This is a genomic window from Mycobacterium kansasii ATCC 12478 (assembly GCF_000157895.3).
GTDB classification, from domain to species: Bacteria; Actinomycetota; Actinomycetes; order Mycobacteriales; family Mycobacteriaceae; genus Mycobacterium; species Mycobacterium kansasii.
Map to the genome: position 1 here is coordinate 729,146 of NC_022663.1, position 25,815 is coordinate 754,960.

The following is a 25,815-nucleotide window of genomic DNA, read 5'->3' on the forward strand; positions in this document are numbered from 1 at the left end:
AAAGCGACCACAATGACAGCACCGGTTGACTTGTCCTATACCGAACCTCCGCAACGCGTGATGGCAACCCTCGACGACGGGCTGGCACACGCCGTTCGGTCCGCCGAGGAGATCGTGGCCGGGTTACCCGACACCTCCGCCCGAGCGCACCACGACGGTGACGTCGAGCACCTCGGCGCCGTAACGGCTGTGCACCGCTTCGTCGACGCACCGGGCGACAGCGAAACCGTCAGGTGGCATTTCGTGGAATCCGGCGACGCGTCGGCCCCGACCGTGGTTTTCCTGCATGGGCTGCCCGACTCCTGGTGGCAGTGGCACTATGCGCTGGAAGGTCTCGGCCGGCGCTATCACTGCCTGGCCGTCGACCTCAAGGGTTACGGCCAATCCGACAAGCGCAGCGGCGATTACCGGCAGGCCGGCGTCGCGGCGCAGCTCGGCGCCCTCCTCGGCGAACTCGGTATCGGCGAATTCGTCCTGATCACCCATGACCGCGGCAGCCCGGTCGGTGATCATCTGGTCGCGGCAATGGGTGCGCGGGTGCGGGGATACGGTCGTGGCCAGCAACATCTTTGGCATCTGCACCCGCGACTGCATCCCCAGGAACAGCTGATGCAGTCGGCGGAGGCGCCGGCGATGCTGCGCGAGGCCCGACGGTTCGTGACGACCGTCTATACCTGGCTCACCGAGCGGCCCGTGGCCCGCGAAGACCTGACTCGCACCATCGAGGAGTTCAGCCACCCGGGAATCGCCACCGCGGTCCCCCGCTACTTCCACTCGTCGTCGTTTCGGCAGGAGTGGGTGGATCGGCGGACCCGGCTTATCAGGGCCTGGACGGCTCCGGTGCTGCTGCTGCAGGGCGCTCATGATCCGCTGCAGCCACGTGAGTTCTACCGGGAGCCAGGGCTTTTGGCGATGCTGCCGCCGGGCAGCGACGTGCACCTGTTCGACACCGGTCACTTCTGGCCATTCGAGGCACCCCGGGCGACGGTTGACGTCCTCACCGAATTCTGCGACCGCGTGGCCAGCCGGTAAGCAGCGGCACGTCGGCATGGTGCCGGACCGCTTCCCGGATGCGACCGCCTGCCGCTCAGACCGCCGCGCTCGCGCCGTCGTCCAGAAAAGGCAACGGCCGCAGGCAAAGCCGATGCGCCTCGTCGGCGGGCATGCCGAACAGCCGCAGTAGGTTCTCGGCGACTTCGTCGGTGGCTTGGGCGGCGTCGCGCTCGGGCTGATCGCACAACAGTTGACCGAGTCCCAACAGCGCGCCGGCGGCAACGGCCATCGCCAGTTCCGGGTCTTCCACGTCGAACCGGCCGGCCGCTGCGGCCGCGGCGATATCCCTCTTGCTACGCGGCGCCAGGCCTCGGTCCGAGGTGATCAATTCCAGCCCGTGGGAGAGCACGACACCGCTCTCCTCCGGGCGCCGGCGAAACATTCGGCCGGTCAGCCGGAAGCTGCGCGCGAAGGTCTCCGCGGGATCTTCGGACGCGTCTGCGATGGCGTCCAACAACGCCCCGTGAGCGTCGAGCACCTCGTTGACCGCCGCCTGAAACAGTTCTTCCTTGCTGTCGAAGTGGTTGTAGAACGACCCGACGCCGACATCGGCGGCGTGGCTGATGTCCTGCACCGGGACGTTGACCTTGCCGGCGGCGATGAATCGTTGTGCGGCTTTGATCAGGGCGGCTCGGGTGCGCTGCTTTCGACGTTCCTGACGGTTGGCCGGCCTGTCGGAATCGTCCACGCAGCTTCTCCTCGTCCCGCGCCGAATCTAGCTTTTGCCTTAACACCTCAATATTGACGATACACTCAGAATTTCGTTTGGTGCGGACGTGCTGCGGCCGTGGCTGCGCTGCTCGTGGTCGCTCACGGCGGGGCCGGAGATTGCGCGCTGGCCGGCGTCCGAGCCGAGCCCCTTGCGAATCAGCTTGGCGAGCCGAAGCAGACCACGCTGCGTGCCCCTCGCCCGGCGGCCATGTCGGTAAACGCCGCCTCGACGTCGTCGATGCCGATGCGTCGGGTCACCAGCGCCTCGATGTCGAGCCGGCCGCGCAAGGCTAGCTCGGCGAGCACCGGGATATCACGGGCCGGGTCGCTGGCGCCGTAGACGCTTCCCTGGATCTTCTTGCCGTCGGCCATCAACATCAGTGCGGGCAACGTCACCGATTCGGTGAACCCGGCGGCACCCACCAGCGTGACGGCTCCGCCGCGGCGGGTGGCGTCGAAGGCGGCGCGGATCGTCGCCGGCGTGCCGACAACCTCGATCCCGTGGTCGACGCCGGCGCCGCCGGTAAGGTCGCGGACCGCCCCGACGAGGTCGGCCTGACCGACGTCGACCGTGTCGGTCGCGCCGCTGACAGTTGCGGCCGGAAGTTGGGCAGCGTTGCGGTCGGCAGCGATGATCCGCGCCGCCCCGGCCAGCCGGGCTCCCTGGATCGCGGCCAGTCCCACCCCGCCGCACCCGATGACCAGCACACTTTCCCCGGGCCGGACCGCCGCGGTGCGCAGCACCGCGCCCACCCCGGTGGTGACCCCACAACCGAGCAGCGCGGCGTGGTCCAGGGGCAGTGACCGGTCGACCCGTACCACGGCGGCGGCCGGCAGCAGGGTCTCTTCGGCCAGCGTCCCGGCGCCCATCTCCGGCCACACCGGGCCGGTCGGACTCTCGGCATACGGGCCGCCGAAGGCGTGCTTGAGGCCGTGTGGGCAAAGTTGGGTTTCGCCGCGCAGACAGTGCGGGCAGCGCCGGCAGGGCACGTTCCACGTCAGCACCACATGGTCGCCCGGGCTGACGGTGGTGACGGCGCCGCCCACCTCGGTGACCATCCCGGCGCCCTCATGACCCAGCGTGCAAGGCAGCAGCGCCGGCATGGAGCCGTCGCACACCGACAGGTCGGTGTGGCACACGCCGCTGGCCTGAAGTCGCACCCGCACTTCGTGGTCGCCGATCCGCCGCAGCGCGAGTTCCTCCACCGCCGTCGGCCGTCCGGCCTCGCGCAGCACGACCGCCCTCATGGGACGGGACCTGTGATCGGTGTCATAGCGACTTACGATGGCGAGATAACCGCACCGGGTCAAGGTTGCCTCGGGCGTCGGGTGAGGAGAAGGGCCCCAAGATGAGCGAGACGCGATCAACGGTGATCACGCACGACAGCCACGTTGCCGGCGAGGGACCGGTCTTGACGATCGGCGGGGAACCGCAGCCGGGCGCCGCGGGGACTTACCCGATACACAATCCGGCCCGGCCGGCCGAGATCGTCGGCCACGCGCCGGCCGCAGACCGGGCCCAGCTCGACGCCGCGGTGTCGGCGGCGCGGCGGGCAGCGCCGGCGTGGCGAGCGCTCAGCGTCGCCGAGCGGGTCGCCGCGCTCGCGTCCGCGGCGACCACGGCCGCCGAACAGCTGGCCGCGCGGGACGGCGCGCGGCTGTACACCCGTGAACACGGAAAAGTCCTCAGTGAGGCCAACTTTGAGATCAGCACCGGCCCGGGCCTGGCGGCGCTGATCGGGTCGATGGCCGAGGCGGCGCTGGCACCGGAGCAGCTCGACCCGCGGTCGGCGTACCCGCGCCTGCAGCGGGAGCCGTTCGGCGTGGCCGCGCTGGTGCTGCCGTTCAACTGGCCGCTGGCGCTGACGATGACGAAACTGACGTCGGCCCTGACGGCAGGTAACACCGCCGTCGTCAAGATGCCGCCGACATGTCCACTTGCCGCGCTGCAGCTCGCCGGGGCGCTGGCCGCGGCGCTGCCGCCGGGCGTGGTGAACGTGCTCGCGGGCCCGGGCAGTGACCTTGCCCAGGCGTTGGTCACCCACCCCGGCGTCGACCTGATCTCGCTGACCGGCGGCGTGGTCACCGGCCGCGCGGTCATGGCCGCAGCGGCGGCGCGGCTGACTCCGGTGTTGCTGGAGCTGGGCGGCAACGACGCGGCGATCATCGCCCCCGACCTCGCGGTCAGCGACGAGCTGGTGGAGCGGCTGGTGACGGCGACCTACACCACCGGCGGTCAGGTCTGTATGGCGATCAAGCGGCTCTACGCTCCGGTGCGCTGGGCGGGCGAGCTTGCCGAGGCGGTGCTGGCCCGCTGCGAGCGGGAGGTGGTCGGCGACGGCCTCGCCGAGGAGACGACGCTGGGCCCGCTGCACACCGCGGCGGGGCGCAACCGGGTGACCGCGCTGGTCGACGACGCCGAGGCACGCGGCGCGTCGGTGCGGACCGCGGGGCGGATCCGCGAGGCCGATGCCGACGCGGCGGGATACTTCGTACTGCCCACCGTCGTCACCGATCTGCCGCCCGACTCGGCGCTGGCCACCGAGGAGCAGTTCGGCCCGGTGTTGCCGATCTTCGGTTACGACGACCTCGACGACGCCGTAACCGCAGCGAACGCAACCGAATTCGGTCTGACCGCGTCGGTCTGGACGGGCGACGATGCGCTCGCGGACCGGGTGGCGTCGCAGCTGGTGGCGGGCACGGTCAGCGTCAACTGCCACGGCCTGGCCGCCCAGGACCCGCGGCTGCCGTTCGGCGGCTGCGGCCAGTCGGGCATTGGCCGCGAACTCGGCATCGAGGGGATCCGGGCGTTCACTCAGGCCCGAGCATTCGTGCGGCACCCGGTGCCGCGTTAACCGAAGCGCTTGGGATGCCAGGGATTTGGGGCCTAACGATAGCGGCCATGTCAGGGCCTCGGCCCACGCGATATGCCCCTCGAAGCCCAGTGTCATCGCCCCGGTCCGCCCGGAGGCGTTCGAACTCCATGCGCGGAGCGCCTTGGGCGGCACGAGCAGGCTCAGCCACGAAGCGTGATCTCCTGGGAAACAATCCCTCCCATCTCGCCGCTTTGGATCTTGGTGGCGATCGCTCCCAACGACAGCCCGATCGTCAGTGTCGGATCGTCGATCGATTCGATCAGCGCCATATGTTCGGAGGCCAGCCGCGATGCCGTGCGGACCCGGCCGTAGACGAAGTGCTCCATGATCGGGCCGGCCATGCCGATGGCCAACGACGCCGTGTCTCCGGCCGTCGAGCACAGCTCACGCAGCTCCTCGAACCGGGCTCCGGAGACCTCAGGATGAGCCCGGACTCCGTTGCCGCACAGCAGAGTTCGTGGAGCTATTCGCATCGCGACCCGGTCCGGGACATCGTCGGGCAAAGCGTCGGCAACCTGGCGGGCCCGCTCCCAGCTCCGGCACGCCGCGGCCTTGTCGCGAACGCTAGCCCGCTCACCGGCGCGCAGGTGCCAGACTTAGGCTTCGCGCAGGTCCCCGGCGGCCTGCAGATGTTCGGCGATCAACGCCGCGTTCTCGTCGATTGATCCCGGCTCGCGCTTTTCGACCGCGGCGGCCAGCCGCCGGTGCAGCCCGGCACGGTCGGATTTGAGTTGTGACTCATAAGCGACGGTACGGATCAGCGGGTGATGGAACGCGTACTCCTCCCGCGAGCCGAACGTGACGTGGTCGATCAGCTCGGCTTCGACGAGGTCGCGCGGCACCGCGTCGACGCCCAGCAAGGCCAGCAAGTCGGCTCCGAAGCGCGATCCGATGACCGCCGCCCCGCACAGCGCGCGCTTGGCGTCCGGGTCGAGCCGGTCGATACGAGCGGCGATGGTGGCCTGAAGCGTCGCCGGCACGGCGACGTCGCCGATTTCCGCGCGGCGGGTGTATGCGCCACGGTCGCCGGATAGCACGCCACGTTCGGCCAGATCGCGCACCATCTCCTCGGCAAAGAACGGATTACCCGCTGGTCACCGAGCACTGCGGCGTTCATACGAAAGACAGTCCCGGCCCGCCTGCGCGGTGCAAAAACCGAACGGCCCCACAGCACCTTCGCTCAACCGGCCCCGCCCCTCTGCGCGAAACACCTGTACGCGCTTCTCGCGGTGTAGATACTGGTCACCGTGAAGCGTCTAACCCGCTGCTTTCGCGTCGGATTCCACGGCGTCATTGCTGCTTGCGTTGTTTTCGCAGGTGCTGTCGGCTGTGGGGGCGACCGTAATCATGTCCAGTCCACACCGGGACCGACGTCCGCGCCCGTCGCGCGGTCAAACCTGCCCTACGACAACACACCCGACGTTGCTCCGGCGGAGGAGCAGCGTTTCGTCGACGCCACCAACGGTTTCGGGCTGGATCTGTTCCGGCGCATGTCGGCGGCCAGTGAAAAGAACCTGGTCTTCTCTCCGCTGAGCCTCAGTGTCGCGTTGTCGATGGCCTATGCCGGCGCCGCCGGTGACACCGCGGCCGAGATGAAAACCGTTCTGCGCGATCCGTTCGGCAATGACAGCTACTACCGTGCCATGAATCAGCTGCTGCTCGATCTGCGTTCGCGCAACCGCGCCGCGATCTCCGCCGAGGATCCGCGGAGTATCGAGCTGGCGATGGTCGACGCGGTCTGGCTGCAGCGTGGCCTGTCGGTTCGCGCGCCGTTCCTCGACATCCTGGCTACCCAATACGATGCCGGCGTGCGCCTGGCCGACTTCAAGGGCAACCCCGACGGCGAGCGAGTCGCCATCAACGATTTCGCCGGCGACGCGACCAAAGGGCAGATCAAGGACCTGATCCCGCCCGGCGCGATAGACGACTTGACCCGCATGGTGTTGCTGAACGCGGCCTACCTCAAGGCGAGCTGGGAGAGGCCGTTCTCGAAAGAAGATACGAGGGACGGCAGTTTCCGCCTGACTCCTCAATCTGCGGTCACCGTGCCGATGATGCACCAGGTCACGGGGGCGATGCGCTACGCTGCCGGGTCGAATTTTCAGGCTGTGGAGCTCCCATACCTGGGCGGCGACCTCAAGATGCTGATCGTGCTGCCGGCGGAGGGAGAGCTCCAGGCGGTTCGCAACAGCATGGACGATGCCTGGTTCCGCACCGTGGCCTTTGCGGATACGGCGGTCTCCCTGAGCTTGCCCAAGTTTCGTATCAGCTGGGGACCCGAGGAATTCAAGGAGACCCTGGCAGCGATGGGGATGCCGCGCGCATTCGACGAGAATCGGGCGGACTTCTCCAACGTCACCACTGACGAAAAGCTGCACATCCCCCACTTACTGCAGAAGGCCTTCGTCGGGATCGACGAGTCCGGAACGGAAGCCGCAGCTGTTACCCCGGGGCTTGGGGGCGGGCTGGGTTCGCCCGAGCGCGTGGCGGTCGATCACCCGTTCCTGTTCGCCATCGTCGACAAGACTGGCGCCGTGGTCTTCGCGGGGCAGGTGATGGATCCACGGTGAGGCCAGGTGCTGTGCCGCCGGGCCAATGCCTCTCAGCTCATGTTCACCCGGACTTCGTAGCCGTTCTGGTGGGATCCGCCCGCCATGCTTGTCTCCCAAATCCTGGTGCGGTGTTCTCCACACCTCGGGATCCAGGCTGTCCAGGTCGGCAAGCTCGGAGAGCGAGGGAACACGTCCGAAATACGCACCTGCAGGCCTCGTCAACACCGGTGTTGGTCACCGCGACGGCTCCGTTCAACACCTCAGGGTCCGCGGTCAGCAGGCCCTTGTCGATCGGGTTCACGAGCATGATGTGGGTGTGGCTCACGCGGTCGCAGATGCGGGCGATGCCCGGCGCGGCTGCGTAGTACCCCTGGCCGATCTCCGGGTTGCGGATGGCTGGTGACCTCGGCGACTTCGCGCGGATGCCGCCCCGTAGAACCAGGCGTACATCAGCTTGCGGTCGGTGACGGTGCCGCCGGACGTGGCCATCCAATACGCCAGGGCCCGCGAGGTTGGCGCCGATCACGTGCCACCAGGCCCGCACCACCTGGCCAGGTCGATCTCGTCGTTCGGCTTGTCGGTCCCGACCAGTTGCTCCAGCGCTTTCAGGGCCTTCTTGTACCACCGCCTTCAGGGAGGCGAACGTCGCACACACCCCGTCACCGGTGTGCTTGAACAGGAAGCCGCCGTGGGCGTCAATCGCGTTGCGCAACACCCGATCATGGGCATCCAACGCCGCCCGCATCGCGTCGGCGTCGGCCTCCCACCGGCGAGTCGAACCCTGAACATCGGTGAGCAGAAAGGTCACCGACCCCGAGGGAGCAGCCGCCGTCATGGCATCGCCTCCGCCCACGCCATATGGCCTTCGAAGCCGAGATCCGTCGCCATCTGGCGGTAGCGATCGCGGAAGTCGATGGGTAGCCGCCTATTCCGAGATATCTACGGCACGTAATCGGTTCCGTTCCAATGCAAAACTTGGCTGGTGACGGCACCCCCAGCGCAGGTAGGCATGCAGTCGTTATTGAATTGGCGGATCGTGTACTGACCGTTGGGGCCCGGACCTTCCAGCTTCGCGTAGTAGTACGCACGCTTGCCTTCATAGTGGGTGTCGCCCGAGCCAATGTCCCAGCCAATGTCTTGGAATCCGTCCGGGTTTGGTACCAGGACGAGCACGCCATCATATCTGCCGGGGTTGTACGTGACGAAGGCGTTACCCGTCGAATCGGTCACCGGGTTGGGGAAATTCAAGGAGTTACCCCCAACGTCAACCGTAATTGCGGGCAGCGCCTTTCCGTTGCTAGCGGCCGCGGCGACACAGCCAACTTTCGGGCCTACTTGCCTCGAGTCCAGGACCAGGAATAGCCGGACGGTGCCCAGGGACGGGTGCGGGACGTCTTGATGGGCCTTGACGCCGCCCTTGCAGTCCGGGTTGGCCGGCGGAACATCAGGAAGGCTCATCGTCGGCGAGCTGGAGCTCGCCGAAACCGAGGCCGCCGGCAATGACCTCATGCAGCGAGAACCCGGCCTGTTCGACGAACACCGGCTCCAATTCGGCCCCGGCAGCTCGCACTCTGACGGTTCTCTTTGAGTTGCTCGATGACACTGTCCGTGTCACTATCCGGCAGCCCGAAGTGCCGGCAAGCCCCGCGGATCTCGGTCTCGGTGAACATCGACATAGGCTCCGTGGCCCCCCAGCCCCAGGTCAGGGCGGTCTTCGGTCAACAGAAACTCCAACTTGTCGTCCACGCCAATATCGTGTCTTTGCTGTCAACGATGTCCGTCAAATCGCCGTCTCTGCGAGGAACTTTTCGGACTCTCATGTCGTCGGTCTCGAGGCATGTCCCCTGTGCCGGTCGGGGGGCATGCCAACAGCTTTCCGTGGACGCACTTTGGCAATCGATCCGGGCGCGACATCGAGATCGGTAGGTGCCCCGGCGCCCGATGCTTTTGGGATGACCCTCAACGACGAACCGGCGGCGTCGCACCGTTTCGTGGTATCTGCTGTCGCGTCCAGCCGCGTATCCCAGCGGGTGCAAAAAATGTCAAGTGATGAGTCGTGGCGTTCTTCGGGTCGGCTGTCGTGACTAACGTCGCGCACATGGCCGCGCCGGGCCAGTACACGGATAGTCGGTTTCGAGACGCGATGGGAAGGGGTGGGCGTCGCCGGTTCACCTGTACGCCAAGGTGTTTACGGTCGTTCAGGGCTACGCGAGTACAGTAATTCGATGGCTGCCGCCCCGTCCAACGAGCGGATGATCGCCGGGGTCGCCGCCGCGGCCGTCTCGCTTGGAGTGGCCCAGCTGGTGGGCATCCCGTTCGGTGCACGAGCCGATGCGCGTACCGCGATCGGCTCGGCGGTCGTCGACCTGACGCCGGGGCCGGTCAAAGAGTGGGCGATTGCGACCCTGGGCGCTCTGGACAAACTCTTCCTGGCCGTCGTCGTGCTCGTGGTGATCGCCACGATCGCCGCAATCGCCGGGACCCTCGAGACGCAGCGCCGACCGCTCGGCAGCGCGGTGATCGCCGCGGCGGGCGTCCTCGGCTGTGTCGCAGTGCTGTCGCGGCCGGGTGCGACAGCACTGGACACGATCCCCACCGTCGCGGGCGCCGCCTGCGGCGTGGCGGCCCTGCGCTTGCTCACCCGGTTCTGGCCCGGCCCGGAAAAACCGGGTGAGCCGGATGTCAGCAGGCGCAACTTGGTCGTGTTCGGATTACTCGGATTCGGACTAGTCGGTGGCGTGGTGGGTGCGGTCATCACGCGGTTGGTGCACTCGGTGGCCGCCGACCGCAACAGCTTCGCGCTCCCCCGACCGCGAATACCGGCGCCGCCAATACCTGCCGATGTGCAACCGAACGGCGTTACGCTACCGAGCTTTGTCACCGCCAGCGCCGACTTCTACCGGGTGGACACCGCGCTCAGCGTTCCCCAACTCAGCCACGGCGACTGGCGGCTGCACATCCACGGAATGGTGGACCGCGAAATCACCTACAGCTTCGCCGACCTCGCCCGCTTCGACGTCGTCGAAACGGTGACGACACTGACCTGTGTGTCGAATCCCGTCGGGGGCAAGCTGATTTCGACGGGCATCTGGACCGGATACCGGTTGGCCGATCTGCTGGCCGCGGCCGGTGTGCACGCCGACGCCGACATGGTGCTCTCGACCTCGATCGACGGGTTCACCGCCGGCACGCCGGTGGCGGCGCTCACCGATGGCCGCGACGCGCTGCTGGCGGTCGGCCTCAATGGTCAGCCGCTGCCGATCGAGCATGGCTACCCGGCGCGGCTGGTGGTGCCCGGCCTCTACGGGTACGTGTCGGCCACCAAGTGGGTCGTCGACATGGAGCTGACCCGCTTCGACAGAGCCAAGGCGTACTGGACGCGCCACGGCTGGGCGGCGCAGGCACCCATCAAGACCGAGTCGCGGATCGACGTGCCGAAAAGTGGTCAGCGGGTGCCTGCGGGGCCCGTGGTATTCGGCGGTGTCGCGTGGGCCCAGATTCGTGGCGTGCGGGCCGTGGAGGTCCGCATCGACGACGGCGCATGGCAGCCCGCGCAACAAGGCGCGAGCTATTCCAAGTCGACGTGGCGGTTGTGGAGCTTTCCCTGGCAGGCGAAAAGCCCTGGAAAACACACCATCACCGTGCGCGCCATCGACAACACCGGAGCTGTCCAAACCGCAGATCAGGTTGATCCCGTCCCGGACGGCGCCACCGGCTGGCACACGGTGGCCTTCACCGTGGTCTAGCCGACATTTTCCGCCAACTGAACACCGCGATGACGATGCCGATCAGCGCGGTTATCGGACCGATGACGGACCAGGTCGTGGTGTTGCTCATCGGGCTACCCCCAAGCACACCGAATCCCTGCAGCGCCCAGATCAGACCGAACAGCGCGACGAGCAACCCGATCGCGAATGTCACGACGAAAGTCCTTCTCATACAGGGATGCTACGACCCGGAGTGAGTCCGGACATCAGCGATTGCAACGTGGACGGACGACAGTGCACATTCTCAGCGTGTCAAACGGGTTCGGCGTCGTCGCCGTCGCTGAGGAATCGTTCGGGGTGATGGTAAGGGTTGGTGCGGGGCTGTCCGCGATCGAGGTGCGCTGGGGGTATCCATTCGGTGTCGCCTCGGGCGTTCTTGCGGGTGCGCCAGCCTTTTTCGGCGAGTCGGTTGTCGATTCCGCAGGCCAGGGTGAGATCGTTGATGTCGGTGCGCCCGGTGGCGGCCCAGCCTCGGACATGGTGGACTTGGCTATGGTAGGCGGGTGCATCACAGCCGGGCTTCGTACAACCACGGTCCTTGGCGAACAACATGATTCGCTGTGCCGGGCAAGCCAGCCGCTTGCTGTGATACAGCGCCAGGGCTTTGCCGTGGTCGAACAGCGCCAGATAATGATTGGCGTGGCTGGCCAGGCGGATCAGATCCGACATAGGCAGCAGCGAGCCGCCGCCGGTGTGGGCCTTGCCTGCGGCGGCCTGTAAGTCCTTCAGCGTGGTGGTGACCACGATCGACACCGGCAGTCCGTTGTGGCGGCCCAGGTCCCCGCTGCACAGCAGGCCTCGCAGTCCGGCCAGCAGGCCGTCGTGATTTCTTTGCGCTTGGCTGCGGGTGTCACGGTCGACCGCGTCCGCATCGGGCGTGGTGTCGATGACCGGTGTTTGGTCGTCGGGGTTGCAGGCGCCGGGGGCCGCAAGTTTGGCCAACACCGGTTCGACGGTGGCCCGCGCCTCGGGGGTCAGATAGCCGCTGATGCGCGACATGCCGTCGTATTCCTGCCTGCCGATGGTGATGCCGCGCTTGCGGGCCCGCTCCTGCTCGCGCAATTCCCCGTCGGGGTTGAGCCAGTCCATGATGCGCTGCGCGTACTTGGCCAACTCGTCGCGGCGATAGCTGCTGGCTTTGCGGGCCAGGTCGGCGTCGGCGGCCTCCCGGGTGGGCAGATCCACCTCGGCGGGCAGGTGGGCCAAGAAACCACGGATCACTCGCACATGTCCGTCGCCGATCAGGCCGTCTCGTTGGGCAGCCGCGGTGGCGCTCAACTGAGGCGCCAACGGCTCACCGGTCAGCGCCCGCCGCGGCCCGAGGTCGGCCGCTTCGTCGATGCGCCGGCCGGCCTCGGCCTTGGTGATGCGCAACCGGTCGGCCAGCGCCGAACGCAGCTTGGCGCCCAGCTCGGCCTCGCCGGCCTGCGCGCCGAGCTGATTGATCAGCGCATGCTGAGGCGCCCGCAGCCGCCGCGCCACACGCTCCAGCCGCTCCAGGGCACGCAATCGCTCGGGGATGGTGAGCACCTCAAAAGACAACTCGCACAACCGGTCCAGCTCCGCATCGAGCGCATCGAAGACCTCGACGATCTCCTCACGACCACCCGAACCCATGCCTGAAACCTTACGAACACCCGCCGACAAGAATCGCCACCATGTGACCACTGAAACCACAGTGAAACAAGGGATTACAGATATTTGAAGGGTCAGCTCGGCCCGATCCACCTAGGGGCACCGGAACCGAAACAACGCAACCGGCAAACGGTTTCAGCGGCCATGGCCCGCCCGCGACGGCCGACGCAGACTGGTCTGCTACAGATTCATCCCCGAGAACATGACCCGGCCGGGATCATACTTCTGCCGTATCGCACTCAGCCGGGCCAAATTCGGGCCGAAATACCGCGACGGCGGCTGGCTTGCCTCAAGATAATTCACATAGCCGCCGACCGAATACCGTTGCACTGCTTGGTGCGCGGTGTTGAGCCAGCCGGTCGCTGCCGCCGGGGAACCGGCATTTTCGACGTACCACTGCACCAGCGCGCCGTGCCGTCGCCACGGAAAGGCGGTGGCCCCAGGCGCCACACTGGCGAGAGTGCCGTCGAGGGCATGCATGATCGCCAACATGCGGCCCGCGTCGCGGGGAAAGGCGTCGACCGCCGCGGCGATCCCCGCAGCGACGGCCGGGTTGACGGTGGGAAAGACATCGGATCCGCCGACATATCCAAGCGGTGACGGGTTCAGGTTGTTGACGGCCAAATACCGCACCAAGTCCAGGTAATTGAAGGTGTGGTTCTCGGTACCGGTCGGTTGCGCGCCGACGGCCGACGTGATGGCGTTCGCCACGGCGCCACCGGACCCGGCCGGACAGGTCGCGAGGATACGGCAATGTGTACCGAGCGCATCGGTGGTGCTGTCGGCCAGCGCCCAGCTGTTTCGGTCGGCGGTACGCAGCCAGTTCTGCCAACCCACCAGGACCTGCGCGAACGACTGCGGTGGGAAATTGAGGTTCACCACGTCGACGTCTTTGGTGGGGAAGGTGGCAAAGGTCAGCGAGGTCGTCACCCCGAAGTTGCCGCCACCGCCGCCGCGCAGCGCCCAGAACAGGTCGGGATTGCTGGCCGCTGACGCGGTGACCGCCTGGCCACTGGGCAACACCACCGACGCCGACGTCAATTGGTCACACAGCAGACCCGCGTGCCGGGAATTGGCGCCCAGGCCGCCGCCCAGGGCGTGTCCCGCGGCACCGACTGTCGGGCAGGTACCCGTCGGGATGCCGCGGCCGACCTCGGCCAGCGCCTCGTGCACGGCGTACAAACCCGTCGCGGGCGTCACCGTGACCTGCCCGGTGGCGGCGTCGTAGTTGACTCCCCCGGGCAGCTGGCGCAAGTCGAGCACCAGCGCGCCGTCGGCCGTGGACGCCCCGGTATAGGAGTGTCCGCCACCGCGCGCAGCGACCTTGAGATTGTGTGCGGCGGCGAATGCCATCGCTTTTTGCACGTCGGCCGCCGACGTCGGAGTGACGATCACCGCCGGTGTCGAGCCGTTGTAGTTCGTGTTGAAAACCTGTTTGGCCGCTGCGAATTGGGGGTCATCCGGGCGGACCAACCGCCCACCGACGGCCGCCGCCAGACCGTCCAAACCGGCGGCAGCGGGGTCGGCGGTGGCCCGGACCGGGCCTAGAACCGCGCCGGCCGCCAATGCCCCGGCGGCGCCCCGCAGAAACATCTGACGCGAGAATTCACGAGCCAACGTCGGACTCCGGCGATTGCGTCATGTCCGGCATTGTCGAGTACCGGGAACCGCTGTAGCGCATGACGTGTCGGGCCATAACCGGAACGTGCCCGAACCGTTACCCCCGCACGGCTGAGCTTCATGTTTCGCCTGGCGGATCCGGGGACCACGCCTGATACGGCAACAAACCTTATATTCATTGCATAGATAGCGCTAAAAGGCATTGACACTCGCAAAGACCCGTCGTTAGCTTCTCTTATGGCGCTGCTGCCAGACCCAGATCCCCGGCAGCGACAGCACGTCGTGATCTCGGTCGACGACCATGTCATCGAGCCGCCCGACATGTTCGCCGGGCGGCTGCCCACCGCGCTGGCCGACCGGGCGCCGACGGTCGTCGAGACCGACGACGGGCGCCAGGTGTGGCGCTACGAGGGCCGGGAATACCCGAACATCGGGCTCAACGCGGTGATCGGCCGGCCGCGCGACGAATGGAGCATGGAAGCCGCCCGGTTCGACGAAATGCGCCGCGGCTGTTGGGATATCGACGCCCGCATCGCCGACATGGATCTCGCCGGCATCTGGGCATCGCTGAACTTCCCGTCGCTGATCGCCGGGTTCGCGGGCACCGTGTTCTGGAAGAGCGACGACCTGGAGCTGGGGCTGGCCGTGCTGCGCGCCTGGAACGACTGGCACCTCGAGGTGTGGGCCGGCGCCTACCCGCAGCGGATCATCCCGCTGCAGCTGCCCTGGCTCGCCGACCCGCAGCTGGCCCCGGAGGAGATCCGCCGCAACGCCGACCGCGGGTTCAAAGCGGTCAGCTTTCCCGAGCTGCCCGCGCAATGCGGCCTGCCCAGCCTGCACACCGGGGTCTGGGATCCGTTCTTCGCCGCCTGCGAGGAGACCGACACCGTGGTCTGCCTGCACACCGGGTCGGCGCAATGGGCGCCGATCCCCGCCTTCGACACCCCCTTCGAGACCATCACCACCCTGTTCCCGGTCAACGGCCTGGTCGCCTGCGCGGACATGCTGTGGTCGGGCATCCCGCTGCGCTTCCCGCGGCTGAACATCACGCTGGCCGAGGGCGGCCTGGGCTGGGCGGCCATGCTCGGCGACCGCGCCGATTACGTTCTGGCGCACTCCGCTTCGGGCCGCGAGGGCGGCTCGTGGGAAAGCGACCTGCTGCCCAGCGAGGTGCTGCGCCGCACCTTCTGGTTTTGCTCGATCGACGATCCGCACGCGTTCGGCGCGCTGGACGCGATCGGGGCCGACCGCATCCTCGTCGAAAGCGACTATCCGCACGCCGATTCGACCTGGCCCGACACCCAACAGGTCGTGGCGCGCAACGTCGCCGGCCTGTCGGCGGAGGACGCGGCCAGGATCACCCACCGCAACGCCGCACGGCTGTTTCGTCACCCGCTGCCGGACGACGGATGGCTGACGGCCACCGGATAGGAGGCGTCATGCTGGACCTATTGATTCGCGATGCCGAAATCGTTGACGGCACCGGCGCGCCCGCCCACCACGGCGACGTCGGCGTCCGTGACGGGCGGATCGTCACCGTGGGAGAAGCCGACGATTCAGCGGCGAAAACCGTTGACGCCCAAGGACTCACGTTGGCGCCGGGATTCGTCGACCTGCACACCCACTATGACGCGCAGCTGTTCTGGGACCCGACCGCGAGCCCGTCGGTGCAGCACGGGGTGACCACGGTCTTCGGCGGCAACTGCGGCTTCACGCTGGCGCCCGCCGCAGCCGACCAGCACGACTACCTCACCCGCATGCTGGCGCGGGTCGAGGGGATGCCGCTGGACGCGCTGCGCGCCGGCCTGGACTGGGGCTGGGCATCGTTCGGCGACTGGCTCGACCGCCTCGAGGGCCGCATCGCCGTCAATGCCGGCTTCCTGGTTGGTCATTCGGCGCTGCGGCTGGCGGCGATGGGTCACGACGCGGTCGGCGGCCAGGCCACCCCGGCACAGATCGAAACGATGGTCGCGGTCCTGCACGACGCGCTGAACGCCGGCGCACTCGGGCTGTCGACCTCGCAGTCGCCGACCCACAACGACGGTTCCGGCCAGCCGGTGCCGTCGCGCAGCGCCTCAAGGGACGAACTGATGGCGCTGGCCTCCGGCGTGCGCGACCACCCGGGCACGACACTGGAGGCCATCCTCCCCGGCTGCCTGTCCGGCTTCACCGATGACGACATCGCGCTACTCACCGACATGTCCGTGGCCGCCGACCGGCCGCTGAACTGGAACCTGCTGGGCGTCTCGGCGGCCAACCCGGCGGGGCACGAAAAGCAGTTGCGCGCCTACGATGTCGCCGCCGAACGTGGCGGCCGGGTGGTGGCACTCACGTTGCCGCACGGCATGAAGATCCGGCTTTCGTTCCTGTCCGGTTTCGTGCTGGACGGGCTGCCCGGCTGGCGCGACACCATGCACCTGCCGGTGCCGCAGCGGCTGGCCGCGCTCGCCGAGCCTGCGGTGCGTCGCCGGCTCGCCGAGGGCGCCGCCGCCAAGGAGGCGGGCCTGCTGCGTGGCCTGGCGCAATGGGACCGGCTGGTCATTGTCGAGACGTTCGCGCCCGAGAACGCCGACGCGACCGGGCGCAGCGTCGGCGAGGTCGCCGCCGCCCGCGGCGGCGAGCCGTTCGACACGCTGTTGGACATCGTGATCGCCGACGAGCTACGCACCGGGCTCTCCCCGCCGCTGACCGGCGACGACGCGGCCGACTGGCGGGCACGCGCGCAGGTGTGGCGCCACCCGGGTGCGGTGATCGGCGGCTCGGATGCCGGCGCCCACCTGGACATGATGTGCGGCGCGATCTACACGACGTCGCTGCTGGGCAAGGGCGTGCGCGAGCACCGGGTGGTGACGCTGGAGGAAGCCGTGCGGTTGATCACCGACGTGCCGGCCCGGTTCTACGGGCTGACGCAGCGTGGCCGGATCGCGCCCGGCTGGCATGCCGACCTGGTGCTCTTCGACCCGGCGACCGTCGGCCACGGCCCCGAACGCACCCGCTACGACCTACCGGCCGGCGCGCCCCGGTTGGTCGCCGACGCCCGCGGGATCAGCTCGGTGCTGGTCGGTGGGGTCGAGGTGTGCCACGACGGCGTTGCCACCGGCGCGCTGCCCGGCACCGTGCTGCGGTCCGGGCGGGATACCGAGACGGTGTCGGCTCATGGCTGAGGTGGCAACCAACGACTTCGACCCGACCGAGCTGCAGGGCGGGCTGCTCATGCAGGTCGAAAACGTGCACGAGCGGCTGCGCGAGGCGCGCGCGCGACACCGGGTGATGCTCGGAAACCCCTTCACCGAGGTCAGGGCCGGGCAGGTCGGCGATTTCGGGGTAACGGTGCTCGGCTACGACGAGTGCCAGACGGTGCTCACCCATCCGGACACCTTCTCCTCGTCGATCTACGAGCACATCATGGGCCCGGTGATGGGTCGCACCCTGCTGGAACTCGAGGGAGCCGAGCATCGGGCCAGCCGGGCGCTGGTGTCGCCGTCGTTCCGGTCGGCGCTGCTGGAACGATGGCGCGGCGAGCTGGTGGAGGTGGTGGTCCACGAGCTCATCGACCGGTTCGCGCCGCGCGGCCACGCCGAGCTGGCCCGCGAGTTCACCTTCGCGTTTCCGGTCCAGGTGATCGCGCGGATCATGGGTCTGCCGCGACACGACTACCCGCGCTTCCAGCGGCTGTCGATCGAGCTGCTCAATGTGGTCTACGACTGGGAGTGCGGGCTGACCGCGTCGAGATCGCTGAAGGCCTACTTCACCGAAATCCTCGCCGAGCGCCGACGCAACCCGCAGGACGACCTGATCAGCACGCTCGCGGAGTCCGAGATCGACGGCGCACGGCTGACCGACGACGAGATCTTCGCGTTCCTGCTGCTGATCCTGCCCGCCGGAGTCGAGACGACCTATCGGGCCTCGGGCAACCTGCTGGTCGCGTTGCTCACCGAACCGGAGCTCCTGGACGCGGTGCGGACCGACCGCACCATGGTCCGCGCTGCCATCGAGGAGGCGTTGCGCTGGGAGCCGCCGATCACCACGGTGGTGCGGGTGGCGGTCCGCGACTGCGAGCTCGGCGGGATCTCGATTCCGGCGGGAACCAACGTCAGTGTCAGCGTCGCGGCCGCCAATCGGGACTCGGCGCGCTATCCGGACCCGGACCGCTTCGATCCCGCCCGCAAAAACATCGCACATCTGACATTCGGCGGCGGCCCGCATCTGTGCCTCGGCATGCACTTGGCGCGCATGGAGGCCGCGGTGGCGATCAACGCGCTGCTGGACCGATTGCCGGGGCTGCGGCTGGACCCGAGCGCACCGGCCCCGCATGTGGTGGGGGTCGCCTTCCGCTCGCCCGCCGCGCTGCCGGTCGAGTTCACGCCTACCGGTCAGAGATAGCCCGTCTGGTTCACCAGCCGCACCGACGACGCTCCATCGGCATAGAACTCGGCGATGCTCAGCGACGCCAAGTCGAGGTGCAACCGGTACAGGATGCCCGCCCCGGCATCCAGGGCCAGACGCAACAACATCTTGATCGGCGTGACGTGAGAGACCACCAGGACCGTGGCGCCCTCGTGCCCGGCGATGATCCGGTCACGTCCGCGACGAACCCGCAGCAGCACGTCGTCAAAACTCTCCCCACCCGGGGGCGTGGCGCCGGTGTCACGCAGCCAGCGGCGGTGCAGCTCGGGGTCGCGTTCGGCAGCCTCCGCGAAAGTCATTCCCTCCCATGCGCCGAAGTCGGTCTCGACGAGGTCGTCGTCGACGGTCACCTCCAGGCCCAGGGCCCGGGCCGCCGTCGTCGCCGTGTCATAGGCCCGCTGCAACGGCGAGGACACCACCGCCGCGATCCCGCCGCGCTGCGCTAGATAGCGGGCGGCCAGCCCGGCCTGCCGCCACCCCACTTCGTTCAACGCCGGGTTGCCCCGCCCCGAATAGCGGCGCTGCACCGACAGCTCGGTCTGCCCATGCCGCAACAACAGCAGCCGGGTGGCCGCACCGCGTCGGCCCGTCCATCCGGGAGCTGTCGGGGACTCCGTCGCCAGCTTGTGCGGCGGGTCGGCAACAGCCACCACCGGCACGGTCGTGTTCTCCCCACGGCGATTGGTGCGAACCGCGGCATCCATCGCTTCGTTGGCCAACCGATCGGCATACGCATTCCGTGACCGCGGCACCCACCCGTAACTGATCCGGCGGAAGTGTCGTGCCAGGGCCTGAGCCTGCGCATGCAGTTCCACCAGGTCCGGGTGCTTGACCTTCCAGCGCCCGCACATCTGCTCCACCACCAGCTTGGAGTCCATCAGGACCGTTGCCTCGGTGGCGCCCAGCTTCACCGCATCGTCCAGGCCGGCGATCAACCCGCGGTATTCAGCGACGTTGTTGGTGGCCCGGCCGATCGCCTGCTTGGACTCCGCCAGTACGGTCGAGCGGTCCATGGTCCACACCACCGCGCCGTATCCGGCCGGCCCGGGGTTGCCCCGCGACCCGCCGTCGGCTTCGATGATGACTTTCACTGCTCAAAACCCTTGACCCGCAATAGGATTGCTCCACATTCCGGGCACCGCAAAACATCGTCGTCGGCGGCCGCCGAGATCCGGGCCAGCTCGCCGCGGCCGATCTCGATCCGGCAGGCCCCACATCGATGACCCTGCAACGGTCCGGCGCCCGGCCCTCCCCCGGCCCGCTGCCGCTCGTAGAGGGCAACAAGGTCGGGATTCAACGAGGCGCTGAGTTCCTCGCGTCGCGAGGAGCGTTCCCGCCGGGACTGCTCGAGTTCGGCCAGCGCGGCGTCCAGGGCTTGCCGGGCGCCGTCCAGCTCGGTGTGCAACTTCGCCAAGGCCGCCGTCTCGGCGGCCTGCCGGGCCTGCAGTTCCTCGCGGCGCTCCATCACCTCCAGCAGCGAATCCTCCAGGCTGGCCTGACGACGTTCCAGCGTCTCCAGTTCGTGCTGCAGGTCCGACAATTGCTTGGCGTCCGTGGCGCCGGACTTGAGCAGCGACCGGTCGCGCTCCTCGCGCTTGCGCACCGCATCGATTTCTGCCTCGAATCGCGACACCTGGGCGTCCAAGTCCTCCACGGCGATTCGCACGGCGGCCAGCCGGTCACCGGCGGCGTTGTGCTCGATCTGCACCCGCTCGCAGGCCTCTCGCTGGGGCAGATGCGTGGACCGATGCGCGATCCGCGACAGCTCGGCGTCCAGCTTCGCCAGTTCCAAAAGCGAACGTTGCTGTGCCGCTTCGGCTTTCATGTCCCGTCTCCAGGTCTTGTTGCAACATTCCACGGATCGGTGCGGATGGTGGACACCCGCACCGGCAGCGACGCACCGAAATGGGACCGCAGCATGCCGGCGGCTTGGTCGCACCAAGGGAATTCGCTGGCCCAGTGCGCGAGGTCGATCAGGGCCACGGGCGAGGACCGGCAGTGCTCGTCGGCGGGGTGGTGCCGCAGGTCGGCGGTGACATAGGCCTGCACCTCCGCCGCGGCCGCGGCGCCCAGCAGCGAATCGCCGGCACCGCCGCAGACCGCCACCCGCGAAACCGGCAGGCCGGGATCACCGGCGGCACGCACTCCCCAGGACGTCGCGGGCAGCGCCGCGCAGACCCGGGAGACGAAGTCGCGCAGCGGTTCCGGCTTTGGCAGCGCGCCAATCCGTCCCAGCCCGACGCCGGCCGGCGGTGGCACCAGGGTGAAGATGTCGAAGGCCGGTTCCTCGTAGGGGTGCGCGGCCCGCATCGCCGCCAGCACCGCGGCCCGCGCCCGCGCGGGTGCGACCACCTCCACCCGATCCTCGGGCACCTGTTCGACGGTGCCGATGGCGCCGATTGCGGGCGACGCCCCCTCCAGCGCGAGGAACTGTCCGGTACCGGTAACGCTCCAGCTGCAATGCGAGTAGTCACCGATATGTCCGGCACCGGCGTCAAACACCGCCGCCCGCACCGCATCCGCGGACTCGCGCGGCACGTAGATGACCCACTTGTCCTGATCGGCCGACCCGGACAACGGGTCAAGCACCCCTTCGACGGTCAGACCCAGCGCCTGCGCCAGCGCGTCGGAGACCCCCGGCGACGCCGAGTCGGCATTGGTGTGCGCGGTGAACAGCGACCTGCCCGACCGGATCAAGCGGTGCACGAGCGCACCCTTGGGCGTGCTGGCAGCAACCGTATCGACCCCGCGCAACAGCAACGGATGATGGGCCAGCAACAGGCCCCCTTCGGGAACTTCGTCGACGACCGCCGCCGTCGCGTCCACCGCGACGGTCACCGAATCCACCACGTCGGCCGGATCGCCGCAGACCAGGCCGACCGAATCCCACGACTCGGCAAGCCGCGGCGGATACGCCTGGTCCAGCACTTCGATGACGTCAGCCAACCGCACACTCATCGGCGCCTCCCGCTGTGCCCGCAACCGATGGCCTGAACCAGCCGCGGCCACTCCGCGCGCACCGCCGCGCGCAGATACCGGTCGCCCAGGCCGACGAACGTATCGCAGCGGCGCACCGCAATTCTCTTGTGGTGCAAGTCGTTTCGGATTCGCTCGGCGTCCGGCATGCCGAACAGCACAAACGGTGCGCAACCGTCGACCACCGTGGCACCCACCGAATTCAGGCCGGCCACCATCGCTGCGCGCAGTGCCACCAGCCGCTGGGCGCCCGCCGCCGCCTCGGCCACCGCTTCGGGCGCACAGCACGCCGCGATGGCCGCCAGTTGCAGCGTGCCCACCGGCCAGTGCGCGCGCCGGGCGGTCAGCCGGGCCAGCACATCCGGTGCGCCGAGGGCATAACCCACCCGCAAACCGGCCAGCGACCACGTCTTGGTCAGACTGCGCAGCACCAGCACATCAGCCAGGCAGTCGCCGGCCAGCGACTCCGGCTCCCCGGGAACCGAGTCGGCGAACGCTTCGTCGACGACCAGGATTCGTCCCGGTCGCCGCAATGCCAGCAACTGCTCGCGGGTGTGCAACACCGAGGTCGGGTTGGTCGGGTTACCTACCACCACGAGGTCGGCCGCCTCGGGCACCGCCACACCGGCCAGGCCGAACGGCGGCTCGAGGACAACGTGGTCCACCGGGATTCCGGCGGCGCTCAGCGCCACCGCCGGTTCGGTGAACGACGGCGCGATGATCGCCGCGCGCGCCGGAGCCAGGTTGGGCAACAACGCGAAACCCTCCGCCGCCCCGGCCAGGGGCAGCACTTCTTCGCAAGTTCGCCCGTGCCGTGCGGCTACCGCCTGTTGTGACCAGCGCACCTCGTCCACGCTCGGATAGCGGGCCAGATCCGTCAGCCGGGCCGCCAAAACGTCGACAAGCCACTGCGGCGGGCGGGTGTCGCGGACATTGACCGCGAAATCCAGCATGTCGGGCGCGACGGCCTGATCACCGTGATAGCGCGCCGCGGCGAGGCAAATCGACGCGCCGTGATCCAGATCCGCCACCAGTGAAACACTAGTGCGCCGGTGGACTACCCAGGCATCCGGAGCACCGCGCCCGGCGAGCGTGACGCGGTTCGGGTCCGGGCCGGCAGTCGCGATCATGGCTGGCCAGGGGTGGCAGCGGGCCGCTCCGGCGGTTGCGCCAGCCTCGTCCGCCGACTGGTGTTAGCGCCGGTCGGTGCCGCACACCTCGCCGCATCACCGACAATGGAAGGCGTGACAGGTTCGATCGCGACCGATTCGCCCGACTGCGGCGCCGCCCGCCGCCCTACCACCGTCTCCGCCGGGTCGCCGCAGCTGGTGATCTTCGATCTCGACGGGACCCTGACCGATTCGGCTCACGGGATCGTGGCGAGCTTCCGCCATGCGCTCGCCCACATCGGCGCCGCCGTCCCCGAGGGCGACCTGGCCGCCTGGATCGTCGGCCCGCCGATGGACGACACCTTTCGCGCGATGGAGCTCGGCGACCGTGTCGACGACGCGATCGCGGCTTTCCGGGCCGAATACGGCGCCCGCGGCTGGGCGATGAACACCGTGTTCGACGGGATAGCGCCGCTGCTGGGCGATCTGCGCGCCGCGGGCGTCCGGCTGGCGGTGGCCACCTGCAAGCTCGAGCCAACGGCGCGGCGCATTCTGGCGCACTTCGGGTTGGAGCAACATTTCGAGGTCATCGCCGGAGCCAGTGGCGACGGCTCCCGGAGTAACAAGACCGAGGTGCTGGGCCACGCGCTCGCCCAGCTGCGGCCGCTGCCCGAGCGGGTCCTCATGGTCGGCGACCGCAACCATGACGTCGAGGGCGCGGCAGCGCACGGCATCGACACCGTGGTGGTCGGTTGGGGCTACGGACAGGACGATTTCGGCCACGACACCGACGCCACCCTCGTCAGGCACGCCCGCACCATCGACGAGCTGCGGGAGGCGTTGGGTGTCTGATCCGCCAACCTTGCACGTCACCTTCGTGTGCACCGGCAACATCTGCCGTTCGCCGATGGCCGAGAAGATGTTCGCCCACCAACTCAGGGAGCGCGGGTTGGGAGATGCCGTGCGGGTGAGCAGTGCCGGCACCGGCGACTGGCATATCGGCAACGGGGTCGACGAGCGGGCCCGGCGGGTGCTGCGCGCCCACGGCTACCCCACCGAGCACCGCGCCGCGCAGGTCGATGCCGGGCATCTGGCGGCAGACCTGGTAATTGCCTTGGGCCGCAACCACGCTCGGCTGCTGCGCCAGCTCGGTGTCGAGGATGCGAGACTGCGCATGCTGCGCTCGTTCGACCCCCGGTCGAGTGCCCACGCCCTCGACGTCGACGATCCCTATTACGGCGGGCACGACGAATTCGAGCAAGTCTTCGCCGTCATCGAGGCCGCGCTGCCCGGCCTGCATGACTGGGTGGACGAGCGGCTGGCGCAGAACGGATCCCCCTGATGCCCAGACGGATTCCCAGCCTGGCGTTCCTGCTGCGGCCGGGATGGATAGCGCTGGCCCTGGTGGTGATCGCGTTCACCTACCTGTGTTTCACGGTGTTGGCCCCGTGGCAGCTGGGAAAGAACACCAAGACCTCCCGGGAGAACCGCCAGATCGACTACTCCCTGCACACACCCCCGGTGCCATTGCAAACCCTTTTGCCGCAACAGGATTCATCGGCCCCGGGTGCGCAGTGGCGCAGGGTGACGGCGACCGGGCACTACCTGCCGGACGCGCAGGTGTTGGCTCGGCTGCGGGTGGTCGACGGCGAGCAGGCGTTCGAGGTGCTGGCGCCATTCGCCGTCGACGACGGGCCGACCGTACTGGTCGACCGTGGTTACGTGCGGCCCGAGCCCGGCTCACACGTGCCGCCGATCCCCCGCCCGCCGGAGCAGACCGTGACCATCACGGCGCGACTGCGCGATTCCGAACCGACGGCTGTGGGCAAGGAGCCGTTCACCAGAGACGGTTTCCCGCAGGTGTATTCGATCAGCACTGCACAGGTTTCGACGTTGACCGGGGTTCCGCTGGCCGGGTCCTATCTGCAGTTGATCGAGGACCAGCCCGGCGGACTGGGCCCCATCGGGATACCGCATCTGGATGCCGGACCGTTTCTGTCCTACGGCATCCAGTGGATTACCTTCGGCATCCTGGCGCCGATCGGACTGGGCTATTTCGCCTACGCCGAGCTGCGGGCGCGCCGCCGCGAACGACGCGAGCCGCCGCCGGCGGACGAGCCGATGACGGTCGAGCAGAAGCTTGCCGACCGCTACGGCCGCCGGCGATAGAGCATCAACCCAACGCCCACCGCCGCCCCGGCCTGCACCGCGCGCGACAGCAGCACCGCCCGGCGCAGATCGGCGACCGTGGGCTGACGGCCGTCGCCGAGGGTGGGCCGGATCTGCAGCCCGTCGGGGTACCGGGTGGGCCCGCCGAGCCGCACGCCCAGCGCCCCGGCGAAGGCCGCCTCCACGACGCCGGCGTTGGGGCTGGGATGGTGCGCGGCGTCGCGGCGCCAGGCCCGGAGGGCGCCCAGCGGCGATCCGCCGGCCAGCGGAGCGCACAGCACCACCAGCATCGCGGTAGCGCGCGCCCCGGCATAGTTGGCTACATCATCCAATCGTGCTGCAGCCCAACCGAATCGGAGATACCTCGGCGAGCGGTAGCCGACCATCGAATCCAGCGTGTTGACCGCGCGGTATATCAGCACCGCGGGCGCGCCGCCGATCGTCGCCCACAGCAGCGGTGCCACCTCGGCGTCGGAGGTGTTCTCGGCCACCGACTCCAGCGCCGCGCGGGTCAAGCCGGGCAGGTCCAGCCCGCCGGGATCGCGCCCACACAACGACGGCAGCAGCCGTCGCGCCGCCTCGAGGTCGCCGCACTCCAGCAGCTCGGCCATCGCCCGGCCGGTGCGAGCCAACGACATCCCCCCCAGTGATACCCAGGTGGCCGTCGCCGTGGCCGCGACGGACCGCACCCTGCCCGGACCGCGCTGCAGCACCGCGCCCAGCAGGCCCACGGCACCGACCAACGCCCCGACGTGCGTCATCCCGGCGAGCTTGCTGTCGCGATAGCTGGTCTGCTCCAGCTTTGCGGCCAGCTGCCCGAACACTGCGACCGGATGACCCCGCTTCGGGTCGCCCAGGGCGAGGTCGGCCAGGTAGCCCACCAGGACGCCGGCGATCCGGGCCTGCCGCTTCGACGCAACCACCCCGGCAGCGTCTCATA

Annotated in this window: 22 protein-coding genes and 2 pseudogenes; 10 read left to right on the forward strand and 14 right to left on the reverse strand. The window is 68.6% G+C overall.

All coding sequences use genetic code 11. The annotated features are described in order from the left end of the window. Positions 1-12 precede the first annotated feature (12 nt). The gene (locus MKAN_RS03065; RefSeq protein ID WP_080673995.1) at positions 13-1,032 is read left to right on the forward strand and encodes an alpha/beta fold hydrolase; all 1,020 of its coding nucleotides are present in this window, start codon (positions 13-15) and stop codon (positions 1,030-1,032) included. A gap of 55 nt (positions 1,033-1,087) precedes the next feature. Here the strand turns inward: MKAN_RS03065 and MKAN_RS03070 are convergent, their stop codons facing one another. Together MKAN_RS03070 and MKAN_RS03075 are read right to left on the reverse strand one after the other, a co-directional pair. Beyond that, complete coding sequence (locus MKAN_RS03070) at positions 1,088-1,741, reverse strand: TetR/AcrR family transcriptional regulator (protein WP_023365003.1); 654 nt, start codon at positions 1,739-1,741, stop codon at positions 1,088-1,090. Between the two features lie 179 nt (positions 1,742-1,920). Continuing rightward, positions 1,921-3,012 carry a Zn-dependent alcohol dehydrogenase gene (locus MKAN_RS03075; protein WP_023365005.1) on the reverse strand — a complete coding sequence of 364 codons (1,092 nt, stop codon included), beginning with the start codon at positions 3,010-3,012 and terminating at the stop codon, positions 1,921-1,923. A gap of 101 nt (positions 3,013-3,113) precedes the next feature. Here MKAN_RS03075 and MKAN_RS03080 point away from each other — a divergent pair, with 101 nt between their 5' ends. After that, positions 3,114-4,619, forward strand: coding sequence for an aldehyde dehydrogenase family protein (locus MKAN_RS03080; protein WP_023365007.1), 1,506 nt, complete (start codon positions 3,114-3,116; stop codon positions 4,617-4,619). A gap of 161 nt (positions 4,620-4,780) precedes the next feature. Here MKAN_RS03080 and MKAN_RS33170 read toward each other — a convergent pair. After that, positions 4,781-5,731, reverse strand: a pseudogene (locus tag MKAN_RS33170) (cyclase); the annotation flags it as partial. Positions 5,732-5,887: 156 nt separating this feature from the next. Between MKAN_RS33170 and MKAN_RS03090 the strand changes: the two are divergent. Next, a complete protein-coding gene (locus tag MKAN_RS03090; protein ID WP_023365013.1) occupies positions 5,888-7,210 on the forward strand; it encodes a serpin family protein in 1,323 nt (440 codons plus the stop codon). A 43-nt stretch (positions 7,211-7,253) separates the two neighbouring features. Here the strand turns inward: MKAN_RS03090 and MKAN_RS32875 are convergent, their stop codons facing one another. From MKAN_RS32875 to MKAN_RS32455, 3 genes and pseudogenes are all read right to left on the reverse strand, one after another. Beyond that, positions 7,254-8,027, reverse strand: coding sequence for a nucleotidyl cyclase domain-containing protein (locus MKAN_RS32875; RefSeq protein WP_051493525.1), 774 nt, complete (start codon positions 8,025-8,027; stop codon positions 7,254-7,256). A 104-nt stretch (positions 8,028-8,131) separates the two neighbouring features. Further along, positions 8,132-8,650, reverse strand: a complete 519-nt coding sequence (locus MKAN_RS03100; RefSeq protein ID WP_023365017.1) for a hypothetical protein — start codon at positions 8,648-8,650, stop codon at positions 8,132-8,134. Between the two features lie 7 nt (positions 8,651-8,657). Further along, positions 8,658-8,756: pseudogene (locus MKAN_RS32455) on the reverse strand (hypothetical protein); the annotation flags it as partial. Positions 8,757-9,417: 661 nt separating this feature from the next. Here MKAN_RS32455 and MKAN_RS03105 point away from each other — a divergent pair. Beyond that, positions 9,418-10,938, forward strand: coding sequence for a molybdopterin-dependent oxidoreductase (locus MKAN_RS03105; protein ID WP_023365023.1), 1,521 nt, complete (start codon positions 9,418-9,420; stop codon positions 10,936-10,938). Here the strand turns inward: MKAN_RS03105 and MKAN_RS03110 are convergent. From MKAN_RS03110 to MKAN_RS03120, 3 genes are all read right to left on the reverse strand, one after another. Next, positions 10,925-11,131, reverse strand: coding sequence for a hypothetical protein (locus tag MKAN_RS03110; RefSeq protein WP_036393116.1), 207 nt, complete (start codon positions 11,129-11,131; stop codon positions 10,925-10,927). The genes MKAN_RS03105 and MKAN_RS03110 overlap by 14 nt on opposite strands. Positions 11,132-11,211: 80 nt before the next feature. Next, a complete protein-coding gene (locus tag MKAN_RS03115; protein ID WP_023365027.1) occupies positions 11,212-12,576 on the reverse strand; it encodes an HNH endonuclease signature motif containing protein in 1,365 nt (454 codons plus the stop codon). A gap of 198 nt (positions 12,577-12,774) precedes the next feature. Next, entirely contained in the window at positions 12,775-14,211 is a 1,437-nt protein-coding gene (locus MKAN_RS03120; protein WP_036393112.1) for an FAD-binding oxidoreductase, read from the reverse strand. Between the two features lie 240 nt (positions 14,212-14,451). Here MKAN_RS03120 and MKAN_RS03125 point away from each other — a divergent pair, with 240 nt between their 5' ends. The 3 genes from MKAN_RS03125 to MKAN_RS03135 are packed head-to-tail and all read left to right on the forward strand — an operon-like array spanning position 14,452 to position 18,597. Beyond that, entirely contained in the window at positions 14,452-15,645 is a 1,194-nt protein-coding gene (locus MKAN_RS03125; RefSeq protein WP_023365031.1) for an amidohydrolase family protein, read from the forward strand. A gap of 8 nt (positions 15,646-15,653) precedes the next feature. After that, positions 15,654-17,378 carry an N-acyl-D-amino-acid deacylase family protein gene (locus MKAN_RS03130; protein WP_036393373.1) on the forward strand — a complete coding sequence of 575 codons (1,725 nt, stop codon included), beginning with the start codon at positions 15,654-15,656 and terminating at the stop codon, positions 17,376-17,378. After that, positions 17,371-18,597, forward strand: coding sequence for a cytochrome P450 (locus MKAN_RS03135; RefSeq protein WP_023365035.1), 1,227 nt, complete (start codon positions 17,371-17,373; stop codon positions 18,595-18,597). The genes MKAN_RS03130 and MKAN_RS03135 overlap by 8 nt, the downstream gene beginning before the upstream one ends. Here the strand turns inward: MKAN_RS03135 and MKAN_RS03140 are convergent. From MKAN_RS03140 to cobC, 4 genes are read right to left on the reverse strand one after another with little or no spacing between them, the layout of a single operon-like run. Continuing rightward, on the reverse strand, positions 18,588-19,712 hold the full coding sequence (locus MKAN_RS03140; protein ID WP_023365037.1) for a bifunctional RNase H/acid phosphatase: 1,125 nt from the start codon (positions 19,710-19,712) through the stop codon (positions 18,588-18,590). The genes MKAN_RS03135 and MKAN_RS03140 overlap by 10 nt on opposite strands. After that, a complete protein-coding gene (locus MKAN_RS03145; protein WP_023365039.1) occupies positions 19,709-20,446 on the reverse strand; it encodes a zinc ribbon domain-containing protein in 738 nt (245 codons plus the stop codon). The genes MKAN_RS03140 and MKAN_RS03145 overlap by 4 nt, the downstream gene beginning before the upstream one ends. Next, a complete protein-coding gene (locus tag MKAN_RS03150; protein WP_023365041.1) occupies positions 20,443-21,579 on the reverse strand; it encodes a Nif3-like dinuclear metal center hexameric protein in 1,137 nt (378 codons plus the stop codon). The genes MKAN_RS03145 and MKAN_RS03150 overlap by 4 nt, the downstream gene beginning before the upstream one ends. Then, on the reverse strand, positions 21,576-22,550 hold the full coding sequence (cobC, locus tag MKAN_RS03155; protein WP_230589251.1) for an Rv2231c family histidinol phosphate aminotransferase CobC: 975 nt from the start codon (positions 22,548-22,550) through the stop codon (positions 21,576-21,578). Before cobC ends, MKAN_RS03150 begins: the two co-directional genes overlap by 4 nt. Before the next feature lie 375 nt (positions 22,551-22,925). Between cobC and MKAN_RS03160 the strand changes: the two genes are divergently transcribed. From MKAN_RS03160 to MKAN_RS03170, 3 genes are read left to right on the forward strand one after another with little or no spacing between them, the layout of a single operon-like run. After that, positions 22,926-23,558 carry an HAD hydrolase-like protein gene (locus MKAN_RS03160; RefSeq protein WP_036393368.1) on the forward strand — a complete coding sequence of 211 codons (633 nt, stop codon included), beginning with the start codon at positions 22,926-22,928 and terminating at the stop codon, positions 23,556-23,558. Next, the gene (locus tag MKAN_RS03165; protein WP_023365047.1) at positions 23,551-24,048 is read left to right on the forward strand and encodes a low molecular weight protein-tyrosine-phosphatase; all 498 of its coding nucleotides are present in this window, start codon (positions 23,551-23,553) and stop codon (positions 24,046-24,048) included. Before MKAN_RS03160 ends, MKAN_RS03165 begins: the two co-directional genes overlap by 8 nt. A gap of 11 nt (positions 24,049-24,059) precedes the next feature. Next, positions 24,060-24,875, forward strand: coding sequence for an SURF1 family cytochrome oxidase biogenesis protein (locus MKAN_RS03170; RefSeq protein ID WP_099184939.1), 816 nt, complete (start codon positions 24,060-24,062; stop codon positions 24,873-24,875). On the opposite strand, the gene MKAN_RS03175 is transcribed toward MKAN_RS03170, so the two are convergent. Beyond that, a complete protein-coding gene (locus MKAN_RS03175; RefSeq protein ID WP_023365051.1) occupies positions 24,857-25,798 on the reverse strand; it encodes a cobalamin biosynthesis protein in 942 nt (313 codons plus the stop codon). The two genes, MKAN_RS03170 and MKAN_RS03175, sit on opposite strands and share 19 nt — an antisense overlap. Positions 25,799-25,815: the final 17 nt, after the last annotated feature.